Source organism: Porphyrobacter sp. TH134 (assembly GCF_002855495.1).
In the GTDB taxonomy this organism is placed as follows: Bacteria; Pseudomonadota; Alphaproteobacteria; order Sphingomonadales; family Sphingomonadaceae; genus Erythrobacter.
In genome coordinates this window covers 161,094-174,597 of the sequence record NZ_PKRO01000001.1, presented here as the reverse complement: position 1 = coordinate 174,597, position 13,504 = coordinate 161,094, and the positions used below count along the sequence as shown (strand labels likewise).

The following is a 13,504-nucleotide window of genomic DNA, read 5'->3' as shown; positions in this document are numbered from 1 at the left end:
GAGTCTTTGTGGCCCTACCGCTTCGCTACTTGAGGGCGGGGTCAGGCTGGAATCAGGTTCAGCCCGCCGCCAAGGCCGCCAGCAGCAGCAGGGCGACGATATTGGTGATCTTGATCATCGGGTTGACCGCCGGGCCAGCGGTGTCCTTGTACGGATCGCCCACCGTATCGCCGGTCACCGCAGCCTTGTGGGCATCAGACCCCTTGCCGCCGTGATGGCCGTCTTCGATGTACTTTTTGGCATTGTCCCATGCGCCGCCGCCCGACGTCATCGAGATGGCGACGAACAGCCCGCCCACGATCACGCCCAGCAGCAGTGCGCCCAGCGCGGCAAAACCGTTGGCCTGCCCCGCCACCGCCGAGATCACGAAATACACCACGATCGGCGCTGCCACCGGCAGCAGCGAGGGGATGATCATCTCCTTGATCGCCGCCTTGGTGACGAGGTCGACGGTGCGGGCGTAGTCGGGCTTGACCTCATAGGTCATGATGCCCGGGTTCTTGGCGAACTGGTCGCGCACGTCCTTCACCACTTCGCCCGCAGCCCGGCCCACTGCCGTCATGCCCATCGCGCCGAACAGGTACGGCAGCAAAGCGCCGAGCAGCAGCCCGACGATGACGTAGGGGTTTTCAAGGCTGAAATCGACCGTCACACCCTCGAACAGCTCGCGCAGGTCGGCGGTGTAGGTGGCGAACAGCACCAGTGCGGCGAGCCCTGCCGAACCGATGGCATAGCCCTTGGTCACGGCCTTGGTGGTGTTGCCAACCGCGTCGAGCGCATCGGTCTTTTCGCGCACGCTCTCGTCGAGCCCCGCCATTTCGGCGATGCCGCCGGCGTTATCGGTGACCGGGCCATAGGCGTCGAGCGCCACAACCATGCCCGCGAGCGCCAGCATCGATGTGGCCGCATAGGCGATCCCCATCAGCCCAGCGAGCTGGAAGGCGATGATGATGCCACCGCAGATTACCAGCGTCGGCAGCGCGGTCGATTCCATGCTGATCGCAAGGCCCTGGATCACGTTGGTGCCGTGGCCCGTTTCCGAAGCCTTGGCGATCGAGCGCACCGGGCGGTAGTTGGTGCCGGTGTAGTACTCGGTGATCCAGATAATGAGGCCGGTGATGACGAGGCCAAGGAACCCGCAATAAAACAGGGTGCGGCCATTATAGGCCTGCCCTGCGATGGCGCTTTCCATATCGCCCAGCAGCGTAAAGTCGATCGCGAACCAGATCGCCGGGACCGACAGGATGGCGGTGACAAGGAAGCCCTTGTACATCGCGCCCATGATGTTGGTCCCGCCGCCAAGGCGCACGAAATAGGTGCCGATGATCGAGGTGACGATGCACACGCCGCCGATCAGCAGCGGCAGCACCATCAGCGCGAACAGGTTCTCCGCTCCGCTCAGCAGCAGCGCAGTCAGCACCATGGTGGCGCCGACGGTGACGACGTAAGTTTCGAACAGGTCAGCGGCCATGCCAGCGCAATCGCCGACGTTGTCGCCCACGTTGTCGGCAATCACGGCAGGGTTGCGCGGGTCATCTTCGGGGATGCCAGCTTCGACCTTGCCGACAAGGTCGGCGCCGACGTCAGCCGCCTTGGTGAAGATCCCGCCGCCCAGACGCGCGAAGATCGACACCAGCGAAGCGCCGAGCGCCAGCGCGGTGAGGCCGATCACCACCGGACGGCTGTCTGCAGCGAGCCCTGCCGGACCGGTCAGATACCAGAAGAAACACGCAATCGCGAGCAGCGCGAGCCCGGCCACCAGCATCCCGGTGATCGCGCCCGCGCGGAACGCCAGCGTCAGGCCTTCCTGCAAGCCTTTCATTGCCGCTGCCGCCGTGCGCACGTTCGAGCGCACCGACACGTTCATGCCGATAAAGCCCGCCACGCCCGAAAGCACCGCGCCGATCACAAAGCCGACCGCCGGGATCGCACCCAGCGTGACCGCGACGATCACCGCCACGATCACGCCGACGATGGCGATCGCGGTGTATTGCCGCTTCAAGTAAGCCTGCGCGCCTTCCTGAATGGCGCCGGCGATTTCCTGCATCTTGGCATTGCCGGCATCCGCGCCGAGCACCTGCCTGCTGGTGACAAAGCCATACACAATGGCAAGCACGCCCAGCCCAATCGATATGAGCAATAGATTCACGAGCAATCCCCTCTCGTCTTTTTGATGCTTCCCCTTGCGGGGCGCCTGCGCCTCTTTTTGATCCCTCGGGCGCAGAAACGTCAGCTTAGGGGCTTGCGGAAGGCTGGCAAGCCTTGACGCTGCGGCAGCCGGGGTTTTGCGCGGAATTGAGAGGGGCAGATCAGCCGTGCTGATAGCCGAGGCTGGCAGGATCGGTCAGCGGGGCGTCTCCCAGCATCAGCGGCGCGGCGCCGCGCGCGGTGACGGTGCCGATGCGGTGGACAGCGCAGGGCAGGGGGGCAGCAGGCGGCGCGGTGAACAGCAGCTCGTAATCGTCGCCCCAGCGCATGCAGGCATCGCGCTGGGCCGTGTCAGCGACCGGGATGGCGTTTGGTTCAAGCGCGAAGGTTACGCTGCTTGCCTCGCCCATTCGCCAGCTGTCGAGCAGCAACCCGTCCGACACATCCATCATCGCGTTGACATGCGGGGCGAGGGCTCGTCCTTCGGCAAGGCGCGGTTGAGGGCGATTGAAGGCGGCGAGGTGCTCGGCATCGCCTGCAAAGCCCAGCATCGCGCGTCCGACCGGGCCGGTGAGGTAGATGGAATCGCCCGGCCGCGCACCAGAGCGCGACGGGACCGGCTGGCACGTCGCCCGCCCGATGGCGGTGAGACCGAAACTGCGCGCGCCTTGCGCCGCGACCGTATCCCCGCCGAGCAGCGGCGCGACAAAGGCAGCGAGCGCTTCGTGAAGTCCCACCAGAAAGCGCGCATCATCGCGGCCCAGCATATGCCCGAGCAATACGCCCACCGGCTCCGCCCCCTTGGCGGCAAGGTCCGAAAGGTTCGACGCGACCAGCTTCCATGCCACATCGGCCATGTCGGCATCGGGCCGGAAATGCGTGCCTTCGGCCATCATGTCGTGGGTGATGACGAGGGCTTCGCCGCCGATGGTCAGAACCGCGCAGTCATCCGCCAACGCGCGCGCACCGGGGTGGAGCGGGAGTAAGCGCAAGGCGGTGATGAATTCGGCTTCGTTCATGTGCCGCATCCCCTAACCGTTCGCCCTGAGCTTGTCGAAGGGCTGTCCTGCTTTGGATGCTGCGGGAAAGGCGAAAAGCACGGCTTCGACAAGCTCAGCCCGAACGGCTTTTGGGATCAGGCGCGCGCGCCCTTTGCCACGGCATCCAGAATGCCGTTGACGAACTTGGCCTGCCCATCATCGAAGAACGCTTTGGCGACCTCGACATATTCGTTGATCGTGACGGCGGCGGGCACATCGACGCGGGCGATCAGTTCGTACGTGCCCGCACGCAGAATTTGCAGCATGGTCTTGTCGAGCCGGGCGATGGTCCATCCGGCGGCGAGCTTGTCTGTTACCAGAGCGTCAATCTCGTCCCGCCGTGCATCGACACCGCGCACGACATCATCGAAGAACGGCACTTCGGCATCGGCATATTCGGCTTCGTCGAAAGCATCCTCGTCGATGGTGCGGCCCAGCCGGTGCTGGTGGAATTCATCGAGCAGCCGCACCAGCGCGGTGCCTTCCATATGCTGCTGATACAGCGCCTGCACGGCGGCGAGGCGCGCGGCCGAGCGGGCTTTCGAGCGGGCGGGTTGGTTCATGTGATCCTCAGTTCCACGGACTTGGCGTGGGCGGGCAGCCCCTCGGCATGGGCGAGGGTTGCGGCGGCAGGGCCGATGGCGGCGAAGGACGCGGCATCAAGCCCCAGAAAGCTGGTTCGCTTCATGAAATCGAGCACCGAAAGCCCGCTGGAAAAGCGTGCGCGGCGGCCCGTGGGCAGCACATGGTTGGGGCCAGCGACATAATCGCCCACCGCCTCGGGCGTCATGCGGCCAAGGAAGATGCTCCCCGCGTGGCGGATCGCCTTGAGGTAAGGTTCGGGATCGTGGACCGCGATTTCGACATGTTCGGCAGCAAGGCGGTTGGCGAGCGCGGGGGCTTCGGCGAGCAGATCGTTGACGACGATCATCACCCCGTGCGCATCCCAGCTGGCCCGCGCCGTCTTGGCGGTGGAAAGCTGAGTGATCTGAAGATCGATGCAATCCTCAACCTGCCGCGCGAAGCCTGCATCATCGGTAATGAGGATCGATTGCGAGGTCGGGTCATGTTCCGCCTGCGACAGCAGATCGGCGGCGATCCAGTCAGGATCATTCTTGCCATCAGCGATCACGAGGATTTCCGAAGGCCCGGCGACCATGTCGATGCCGACCACGCCGTAAAGCTGGCGCTTGGCCTCGGCCACCCAGGCATTGCCGGGGCCGGTGATGACATCGACCGGGCGGATACGCTGCGTGCCATAGGCCAGCGCGCCCACGGCCTGCGCCCCGCCCACGCGCCAGATTTCGTCCACGCCTGCGATATGGGCCGCGGCCAGCACCATCGGGTTCGATTGGCCCTTGGGCGTGGGAGTGACGACCACCAGCCGCTCGACCCCGGCAACCCGCGCCGGAATGGCGTTCATCAGCAATGACGAGGGATAGGCCGCGCGTCCGCCCGGCACATAGAGGCCGGCGGCATCGACCGGCCGCCAGATCGCCCCCAGCCTGACTCCAGCCGCGTCGACATAATCGCGGTTTTCCGGCAGCTGCGCCTCGTGATAGGCGCGGATGCGCGCCGCCGCGAGTTCGAGCGCATCGCGCAAATCGGGCGCCAGTTCGTGATAGGCCTGCTCGCACCGCTCGCGGGTGATCACCCAGTCGGCATCGTCGGCCAGCGTGTAACCATCAAAGCGCTGCGAATATTCCACCAGCGCCGCATCGCCGCGCTGCTTTACCGACCGCAGAATATCGGCGACCTGGCCTGCCACTTCGCTATCGGCTTCGCGCCGCGCATCAACGATCCGATCGAACTTGGCGGCAAAATCGGGTTGGAGGGTGGAGAGGATGTTGATCATGCCGTTTGCTCTTGTGCCACGCGCCGGAACGCTGAAACCAGCGCCGCCACCCGCGCATCGGTTTTGAGGGCGGTGCGGTTGACGATCAGGCGGGCGGAAATATCGAGAATTACATCGGTTTCGACCAGCCCGTTGTCCTTCAGCGTCTTGCCGGTCGACACCAGATCAACGATCTGGCGGGCAAGACCCAGCGACGGCGCCAGCTCCATCGCGCCGTTCAGTTTGACGCATTCGGCCTGCACGCCGGCCGCCTCGAAATGGCGGCGCGTAAGGCTGGGGTATTTGGTCGCGACGCGCAAGTGGCTGACGCTGCCGGGCTCGTCCGTGTCATCGGCGCGGCGCGCCACCGAAAGGCGGCACAGCCCAATGCCGAGATCGACCGGGGCGTAAAGATCGGCGTAGTCGAATTCCTCGATCACGTCCGAGCCGACAATCCCGACCTGCGCGGCGCCGTGGGCCACGAAAGTCGCCACATCAAAGGCGCGCACGCGGATCAGGCGCATGTCGGCGCGGGTCGTGCCGAAGGACAGGGCGCGGCTTTTGGGATCGTGGAATTCCGCATCGGGCTCCACCCCGGCGCGCGCCATCACGGGCAGCGCCTCATCAAGGATGCGCCCCTTGGGAACAGCGAAGGTCAGCTGTCCGGGATTGTCGGAGTTGCCACTTATGGTCATGATTGGCCGCGCACTTAGGGACGAGCGGACGAAAGGGCAATGGTGATGCAGAGTTCCAGCGACGAGTCTTCACAGCGACCCGCCTATGAATTTGTCGATATGAACACCGCTGGGCCGGGCGCGGTGGCGACGGCCTTTGCCAATCAGGTCGCCTATTGCGAGGCGGCGGGCGCACATATCACCGCACGGGTGGTGGCAGGCGTGGCGGCTGTTCTGACGTCTGACACGCCGGGCGAGCTGCTTGACCGCGTGCGCGGCTGGCAGGGTGCACCGCTTGCCGATGCGCTGTCTTTGCGGGTGGCGGGCGGATTGCACGCGCTCCACCTGTCAGGCACCGCCCCTGAGCTTGCCCCGATCTATCGGGGAGAGACGGCTGATGATGCGCGGGTGATCGCCCTTGTGATCGGGGCGCATGAAACGGCTTTGCTCCCTTGGCTGGACGGCCCGCCGCAGACTAACGAGGCAGGACGCTCGGCCAATTTCATCGCGGCGATGCTATGGCTGGCAGATCGGGGATTGCTGCCGCGCTTTGAATGCCTCGAAATCGGGTCGAGCGCGGGAATCAACCTGATGCTGGATCGCTACAGCTATGATCTGGGAGGGGTGCGGGTGGGGCCGGAACCCGGTGCGATGCACTTTGCTCCTGTGTGGAAAGGTGCGCGGCCGGCTGATCGCGACATTGCGATTGTCTCCGCGAAAGGCTGCGATGTCGCGCCCGTCGATCTGACCAATCCCGCCGAGGCGCTGCGACTGAAGGCCTATATCTGGCCCGAACACACGGTGCGCTTTGAACGCATGGACGCCGCCATCCGCGCCGCGACCGAGCGCAAGCCCGATTTGGTCAAGGCCACCGCTGCCGATTTCGTCGAGGCGCAGCTCGCCCGCGCGCAAGCCCCCGGCACCACCCGGATACTGATGCACTCGATTGTCTGGCAATATGTCCCCGCCGACCAGCAGGCGCGGGTCACGGCAGCAATGGAAGCCGCCGGCGCGAAGGCCACGCCCGAAGCCCCACTCGCCTGGGTGCAGGTTGAGGCCGACCGGACGGTGCATCGCCATAAGCTGACGGTGCGATACTGGCCGGGCGGGAGCGAGGAAGTGCAACTCGCATGGTCGCACCCGCACGGGGCGGATGTGGAGTGGCTCGTCTAACCCGCCAGAAACGCCTCCATCGCCGCGTTCACCGCGCCCGGCGCTTCCCACGGCACAAAATGCCCGCAATCGGGCACGCGCACGATGGTCAGGGGCGCGATAATGTCCTCCAGCCCTTCAAGGTTTTCGGGCGGCAAGGCGAGATCGTCGATACCCCAGATCACCAGCGTCGGGATCGTCAGTTTGGGCAGGGCAGGGGGCGCCCAACCTTCGGGAATCGCAAAAGGCGCGTCCATCGTGGGCACGTCGATCGGGCTGGCGCGGTAGTAATTGAGCATGCCGAAAGCCGCATCGCGGTTCTGCCAGTCGAGCAGCAGCGCATCGCGTTCCTCCGGCTCCATCGCATTCGGGCGGTCCCACTTGACCTCCTTCAGCAGCAGGCCGGTGAGGCCGTGCTCCTTGACCAGCGCATCATTGGCCGGATCGCGGAAACCCCGGATATACTGGCTTGCCTCGCGCTGGCCGGGATGGGTGTAGAGCAGCCGCTGGAAGGTGACAGGGTGCGGCGCATTGGCGATCACCGCGCGCGTGACACGCGAATGCTGCCCGCCCAGCGCCACGCCCCAGGCAATCGCGCCGCCCCAATCATGGCCGACGATGGTGAAATACGCGATCCCCAGCGCATCCGCCAGCAGGAACACATCGCCAATCAGCTTGTCAGGGGTGTAGGCCTCCACCGCCTGCGGCTTGGATGATCCGCGATAGCCGCGCTGATCGGGCGCGATGCAGCGGAACCTGTCACGAAAATGCGCAATCTGGTGCCGCCACGTCCGATGGCTTTCGGGAAAGCCGTGGAGGAAGATCAGCACCGTCGCATCCACCGGGCCTTCGTCCACAATGTTGAGGCTGATGCCATTGGGTAGCTGCACCCGCTTGAGATCGAAGCTCATCACTGCTGCTCCAGCTTGTCCATGTAGCCCTTGGCGACCATCCCTGCGACCTGATCGAACAGCGCCTCAGGCGTGCGGCGGGCTTCGCCCATGGCGAGTTCCATCCCCTCGGCGATGATGATCTCGCGCGTGCCAGAGGCGATCCCGTCGAGCATCGCCTTGGCTGCCACATCGGCGGGGATGCCTTCATCAATGGCTTTGTCAGAGCGCCCGCGCGGCGTGCCGTCAGCGTTGAGCGCATTGCGCGATACATTGGTGGCGACCGATCCGGGGTAGATTGTGTGGACGGTGACGCCGTTGACCGTCAGCTCCGCCCGTAGCGCATCGGCGTAGCCCGCCAGCCCGAACTTGGCGGCGGAGTAAGCGGTGCGCATAGGCACGCCGACCTTGCCCGCGATCGAGGAGATAAACCCCAGTGCACCCGACCCCCGCTCCGCCATGTGGCCGATCAGGCCTTGGCTGAACGCGATTTGGGCGATGAGATCGACCTCGATGATGTCGCGGTACACCTGCATATCGGTTTTCAATGCCCGGCTGCGCTGCGAGATACCGGCATTGGCAAAGGCCACATCAAGGCCGCCTTTCCACGCGATGGCCTGTGCGGTCGCATCGGCCAGCGCCGCATCATCACGCACATCAAAGGCAAGGATCAGGCTTTCGCCGCAATCCGCCGCGACTTCGGCCAGCCGCGCCGCATCCCGGCCCGACAGCACCACATGCGCGCCGCGTGCCGCGAGCTCCCGCGCCAGCGCCGCACCGATGCCCGATGATGCGCCGGTGATCCACGCCACCTTGCCCGAATAGTCCATGTCTCTCTCCCGAACCCTTGTTCAGGGATAGCTGACGGTCTTGGGCTTGTCGGGCAAGGGGATAAATTCCGTCTCGTCACCGGGCACCAGCGGGAAGCGCCCGGCGCGCCAGTCGTCCTTGGCCTGATTGATCCGTTCGCGGTCGGAGCTGACGAAGTTCCAGAACACGTGGCGCTTGGTCGCAAAGGCTTCTCCGCCCAGCAGCATCACCCGCGCGCCTGATCGGCTGGCCAGCCGCATCGCCTTGCCCGGCGCCAGCACGGCGAGCTGATATTGCTCCAGCGCGATGCCATCGACACTGGCATCGCCGTTGACGAGCATGACGGCGCGTTCGTCGGCCTCGGCATCCAGCGGGATTGCGCCGCCCGGCGCCAGCACGATCTCGGCATAGATTGTCGCGGCATGCGTAGTGGTCGGCGCGGTCGCACCCCACAGGCTGCCCATGATGACCCACGCCTTGGCCCCGCTGTCCGACACGACGGGAAGATCGGTCACGGCCTCGAACGCCGGGTCAATCTCCTCGCGCCCATCGGGCAGGGCGAGCCAGGTCTGCATCCCGAACATGCCGGGGTTTGTCGCCAGCTCGCCGGCGGGGCTGCGTTCGGAATGCACGATCCCGCGCCCGGCGGTCATCAGATTGACCTGCCCCGGACGGATCGTGGCAAAGGTGCCAAGGCTGTCGCGGTGGTCGATCGCGCCGTCGAACAGCCAGGTCACGGTGGCAAGGTTGATATGCGGGTGGGGGCGGACATTCATCCCGTCGCCGGTCAGGTCAGCCGGGCCGAACTGATCAACGAAGATGAACGGGCCCACCATCGTGCGTGCCTTCGACGGCAGCACCCGGCGCACGGTGAACGCGCCGAGATCGTGGCTGACAGGGGTGATGGTCTGGGTAATCATGCGCGTTTTTCCTGCTCGATCATTTCGGCGAGGTTGGCAGGGAACACCGCCTCTGGCCAGTCGGCAAGCTCTGCAAGGGTGAACCAGCGGTGCTGCGTCATCAGCCGTTGCTCTGTTGCGGTGTGGCGAGCGGTGTCGATCACCGTCTCGGCCACGCGGACCAGGAAAAAGCGTTCATCCGCTTGCACCGGTTCGCCTTCGACCGTGATGAACTCCGGCGTCAACCGGGCAATCTGCGGGCCGGGATCGGCGGTGAAGCCCGTCTCCTCGAACAGCTCGCGCCGCGCGGCATCCTCGAAGCTTTCGCCCGCCTCGCACTCGCCGCCCGCCGTCACCCAGAACGGATCGCGCCCCGGCACATCATACCGGAACATCAGCGCACGCCCCTCGGGGTCGAGCACGATAAGCCGGGCGGCACGGCGCAGGCGGAGATTGGGGTTAAGGCTCATTCGGCAGGAACATCCGCCTTGATCGCCACCGCATGCACCCGCTGGCCGACGATGTCCCCCAATGCCGCAATCACTGCGCGCTGGCGGGCGAGGCGGTTCATGTCGGCAAAGGCGGAGGCCGTGATTTCGATGGTAAAGTGCGATTCGCCCGATCCATCATCACCCATATGGCCCGAATGCTTGGCGCTGTCGTTGATGATGGCGAGCCGCGCGGGGGCGAAAGCCTCGGTCAGAAGCACACGCATTTCTTCGGCAACGGACATCGGCAATTTCCTTCTTTGCAAGCTGATCGGCCAAATTCCGGCTTGGAACTTGGGAGGCCAATCGCCATTCTTTACGGCTATGCCTTCACCACGATTTCATGGCCGCGTCGAGAGCGCAGACCGGCAGTGCGAAGCGCCCGGCTGCCGCGAGGCGGGCGAATTCCGTGCGCCCGGACGCCGCCCCAACGGGTTTGACGGGCCGGGCGAATGGCGCTGGTTCTGCCTTCAGCACGTGCGCGAATTCAACGCCGGTTATGACTGGTTTGAAGGCATGAGCGCCGAGGAAATCATCGCCGCGCAATCGCCGATTGCAGGGTGGCGCACCGAAACCCGCGCCTTCCGCCCCGATGCGGGCGTCGACGGGGTGCCGCGCTGGGCCGATTATGCCGATCCGCTGGACGCCATCGCTGCGCGCGCTCGCGGCATCCGCAGCCGCGCCGAGCGCGAGGCGCGGATGGCGGCCACCGGGCGGTTTTCGCGCGAGGAAGCGCAGGCGCTGGAGACCATGGGGCTGGGTTCCGACACGGATCGTGCCCGGCTGCGGCGGCGTTATTCCGAACTGGTGCGGCGTTATCACCCCGATCGTAACGGCGGCGACCGCAAGCACGAGGCGCGGCTGGGCGAGGTGGTCGAAGCCTATCAGCTGCTCAGGAAAAGCGCGGCTCTGGCGTGACCTCCCGGCCTAACCCTGCGTTGATTTGATGATGGCGGCATCGATGGCGTTGGCTTCGGCATAGGCGGGCCGCTGCGTGATGCGGTCCACATAGGCGCGGAACGATGGGCGTTCGGGGATAGACCCGAACCTCAACCCCCACACGAATTGGCTGCCGACATAGGTATCAGCCATCCTAAACCGGCTGCCTGCGATGAAATCATGCGCTGACAGCCACCCGTCCAGTGCATCAAGCGCAAGGTCGAGACTGCCAAAGCCTGCCATCCCGCTTTTGCCCTCGGGCACTTCCCAACCCATTGCCTTGCCGACCACCGCCTGCTCCAGCGGCCCTGCGGCAAAGAACAGCCAGCGAAAATAGGCGGCGCGTTCGTGGGCGTCAGGCAGCAGGCCTTTGTCGGGGTGTGTTTCGGCGAGGTAGTGGTTGATGGCTGCGCATTCCGTGATGACATGGTCGTGACCCTGATGGTGATGCACCAGCGTCGGCACCTTGTTCATCGGGTTGATGGTCTTGAAACTGTCCGGGCGCGTGGCCCAGTCCATCACCACATGCGTGTAATCAGCGCCTGCTTCGTGCAGTGCCCAGCGCGCAATCTGTCCGCGGCTCATGGCGACGGTGTAGAAAGTGAATGCGGCCATCGCTGTGTCTCCCTCGAAGCGGCTCAGGTCTGCCGGAACGCCCAGCGCAGAGTGCGGCCCATGCCCCATGTTGCCGCGCGGGCGGGCAGCGCGGTCAGGATCGGACGTTGCAGATGCAACATGGTGCGCGCCCAATCGGGCAGCATTGTCACCGCATCGGCGGTAATCATGGCCTGCACCGCTTGCGGTGTGCCCTTGGGTCGCTGGCTGAGCACCAGTTGCGCCACTTCGCGAGCTGCGGATGAGGCGCTGAGATCATGGCGCAATTCTCGGAAAATCCGGTCGGCCTCCGCGCGGGTTTCCGGCACCGGATCGGCGCCCAGCATCCGGGCGATGACGGCGAACTGGCGGTAATACTCGTCCTGCTCGGCCCCCGGCATAGTGGGCCGCACATGGCGGATATAGCCTGCCAGAAAGCTCTGCGCCTCGGTCACATGCACCCATGCCAGCGTGCGCGGATTGGTCGCTTCATAACGCGTGCCGTCCGGCAGAGTGCCGCCGACCTTGGCATGGATCCGGTTGACCCGCGCAATCGCTGCCATTGCATCATCGCGGTGGCCGAAGGTGGTGACCGCAATGAACCGCGCGGTGCGTTGCAGCCGTCCGTGCATATCCTCGCGGAAGTTGGAATGATCGAGCACGCCCTGCAACGCATGGGGGTGGAGCATCTGGAGCAGCAGCGCGCGCACGCCGCCGGTCATCATCCCGACGATGTCGGCATGCACCTGCCGGATCGGGGTGTCGCGCGCAAACAGGGCCTCGTCGGAGGGCGGCGTCGGGGTTTGCCCTTTGCTCGCATCGTGAAACACTCCGCGCACCTGTGAAACCAGTTTGAGGCGCAGCGATTCGACGGGATCGGGCATGCCAGAGGATATAGGCACGATGCGGGCAGAGTGAAACGGGCGGGGAGCGACAGGCTGGCCAATTTGCCAGCCATCTGCCGCAAACCACTGCTTGCAGGCGAGCGACTTGCGCTCTAACCGAAACCCACGATGACTGCACCCTCCAAGAACAATGTCACCGGCGAACACGCCATGCCCAGTCAGCCCGACACCACCGTCGATGTCCGTGAGGTCTTCGGCATTGATGTCGATTGGCAGGTGCCCGCTTTCACGCAAGCCTCGGAGCACGTGCCCGAGGCCGATGGCGCCTATGTGTTCGATCCGGATACCACGCTGGCGATCCTCGCAGGCTTTGCCCACAATCGCCGGGTGATGGTGCAGGGCTATCACGGCACGGGCAAGTCGACCCATATCGAACAGGTCGCAGCGCGCCTTAACTGGCCCTCGATCCGCGTGAACCTTGATGCGCATATCAGCCGCATCGATCTGGTCGGGCGGGATGCGATCGTGCTGAAGGACGGGTTGCAGGTCACCGAGTTCAAGGAAGGCATTCTGCCGTGGGCGCTCCAGCACCCGGTGGCGCTGACCTTCGACGAATATGACGCGGGCCGCCCCGACGTCATGTTCGTGATCCAGCGCATTCTCGAATTCGATGGCCGGTTGACGCTGCTCGATCAGAACCGCGTCATCACGCCAAACCCGTGGTTCCGGCTGTTTGCGACCACCAACACCGTCGGCCTTGGCGACACCTCGGGCCTGTATCACGGCACGCAGGCGATCAATCAGGCGCAGATGGACCGCTGGAACGTGGTCGTCGCGCTCAATTATCTGGCGCCCGCCGTCGAACAGCAGATCGTCAAGTCCAAGGCGCCTGAGGCCGATGACAAGCTGATTGCGGATATGGTCAAGGTTGCCGAATTGACCCGGCAGGGCTTTATCAACGGCGACATCTCGACGGTGATGAGCCCGCGCACGGTTATCACCTGGGCGCAGAACGCAGCGATCTTCAAGTCCGTTGGTTTTGCTTTCCGCCTCAGCTTCCTCAACAAATGCGACGAGGCAGAGCGCACCCTGGTGGCCGAATACTACCAGCGGGTGTTTGGCGAAGACCTTCCCGAAGGCGCGGCGAAGAAGCGTTAACCAAGGCGCTTGCGGGCAAGTGTTCTAGGCTGG

The 13,504-nt window shown here is 64.9% G+C and carries 15 protein-coding genes; 3 read left to right on the top strand and 12 right to left on the bottom strand.

Annotation, left to right across the window (positions count from 1 at the left end; all coding sequences use genetic code 11):
• Positions 1–58: 58 nt before the first annotated feature.
• The 5 genes from C0V72_RS00870 to hisG form a co-directional block, all read right to left on the bottom strand.
• On the bottom strand, positions 59–2,149 hold the full coding sequence (locus C0V72_RS00870) for a sodium-translocating pyrophosphatase (protein WP_101791318.1): 2,091 nt from the start codon (positions 2,147–2,149) through the stop codon (positions 59–61).
• Positions 2,150–2,309: 160 nt separating this feature from the next.
• Positions 2,310–3,167, bottom strand: coding sequence for a thiamine-phosphate kinase (gene thiL, locus C0V72_RS00865; protein WP_101791317.1), 858 nt, complete (start codon positions 3,165–3,167; stop codon positions 2,310–2,312).
• Positions 3,168–3,283: 116 nt separating this feature from the next.
• Positions 3,284–3,751, bottom strand: coding sequence for a transcription antitermination factor NusB (gene nusB / locus C0V72_RS00860; protein ID WP_101791316.1), 468 nt, complete (start codon positions 3,749–3,751; stop codon positions 3,284–3,286).
• Positions 3,748–5,043: a histidinol dehydrogenase gene (gene hisD / locus C0V72_RS00855; protein ID WP_101791315.1), complete on the bottom strand. Its 1,296-nt coding sequence runs from the start codon at positions 5,041–5,043 to the stop codon at positions 3,748–3,750. Before hisD ends, nusB begins: the two co-directional genes overlap by 4 nt.
• Complete coding sequence (gene hisG / locus C0V72_RS00850; RefSeq protein ID WP_101791314.1) at positions 5,040–5,717, bottom strand: ATP phosphoribosyltransferase; 678 nt, start codon at positions 5,715–5,717, stop codon at positions 5,040–5,042. The genes hisD and hisG overlap by 4 nt, the downstream gene beginning before the upstream one ends.
• Before the next feature lie 99 nt (positions 5,718–5,816).
• Between hisG and C0V72_RS00845 the strand changes: the two genes are divergently transcribed.
• Positions 5,817–6,869 carry a DUF2332 domain-containing protein gene (locus tag C0V72_RS00845; protein ID WP_233999711.1) on the top strand — a complete coding sequence of 351 codons (1,053 nt, stop codon included), beginning with the start codon at positions 5,817–5,819 and terminating at the stop codon, positions 6,867–6,869.
• Here the strand turns inward: C0V72_RS00845 and C0V72_RS00840 are convergent.
• From C0V72_RS00840 to C0V72_RS00820, 5 genes are read right to left on the bottom strand one after another with little or no spacing between them, the layout of a single operon-like run.
• Positions 6,866–7,759, bottom strand: a complete 894-nt coding sequence (locus tag C0V72_RS00840; RefSeq protein WP_101791313.1) for an alpha/beta fold hydrolase — start codon at positions 7,757–7,759, stop codon at positions 6,866–6,868. The genes C0V72_RS00845 and C0V72_RS00840 overlap by 4 nt on opposite strands.
• Positions 7,759–8,568: an SDR family NAD(P)-dependent oxidoreductase gene (locus C0V72_RS00835; protein WP_101791312.1), complete on the bottom strand. Its 810-nt coding sequence runs from the start codon at positions 8,566–8,568 to the stop codon at positions 7,759–7,761. The genes C0V72_RS00840 and C0V72_RS00835 overlap by 1 nt, the downstream gene beginning before the upstream one ends.
• Positions 8,569–8,589: 21 nt before the next feature.
• Positions 8,590–9,468, bottom strand: coding sequence for a pirin family protein (locus C0V72_RS00830; protein WP_101791311.1), 879 nt, complete (start codon positions 9,466–9,468; stop codon positions 8,590–8,592).
• The gene (locus C0V72_RS00825; RefSeq protein ID WP_101791310.1) at positions 9,465–9,917 is read right to left on the bottom strand and encodes an NUDIX hydrolase; all 453 of its coding nucleotides are present in this window, start codon (positions 9,915–9,917) and stop codon (positions 9,465–9,467) included. Before C0V72_RS00825 ends, C0V72_RS00830 begins: the two co-directional genes overlap by 4 nt.
• On the bottom strand, positions 9,914–10,180 hold the full coding sequence (locus C0V72_RS00820; protein ID WP_101791309.1) for a BolA family protein: 267 nt from the start codon (positions 10,178–10,180) through the stop codon (positions 9,914–9,916). Before C0V72_RS00820 ends, C0V72_RS00825 begins: the two co-directional genes overlap by 4 nt.
• 79 nt (positions 10,181–10,259) lie before the next feature.
• Here C0V72_RS00820 and C0V72_RS00815 point away from each other — a divergent pair, with 79 nt between their 5' ends.
• Positions 10,260–10,853, top strand: a complete 594-nt coding sequence (locus C0V72_RS00815) for a J domain-containing protein (RefSeq protein ID WP_101791308.1) — start codon at positions 10,260–10,262, stop codon at positions 10,851–10,853.
• Positions 10,854–10,862: 9 nt separating this feature from the next.
• Here the strand turns inward: C0V72_RS00815 and C0V72_RS00810 are convergent, their stop codons facing one another.
• Together C0V72_RS00810 and C0V72_RS00805 are read right to left on the bottom strand one after the other, a co-directional pair.
• Complete coding sequence (locus tag C0V72_RS00810) at positions 10,863–11,489, bottom strand: glutathione S-transferase family protein (RefSeq protein WP_101791307.1); 627 nt, start codon at positions 11,487–11,489, stop codon at positions 10,863–10,865.
• 23 nt (positions 11,490–11,512) lie between these two features.
• The gene (locus C0V72_RS00805; protein WP_101791306.1) at positions 11,513–12,352 is read right to left on the bottom strand and encodes an oxygenase MpaB family protein; all 840 of its coding nucleotides are present in this window, start codon (positions 12,350–12,352) and stop codon (positions 11,513–11,515) included.
• A gap of 129 nt (positions 12,353–12,481) precedes the next feature.
• Between C0V72_RS00805 and C0V72_RS00800 the strand changes: the two genes are divergently transcribed.
• Entirely contained in the window at positions 12,482–13,471 is a 990-nt protein-coding gene (locus C0V72_RS00800) for an AAA family ATPase (RefSeq protein ID WP_101791305.1), read from the top strand.
• Positions 13,472–13,504: the final 33 nt, after the last annotated feature.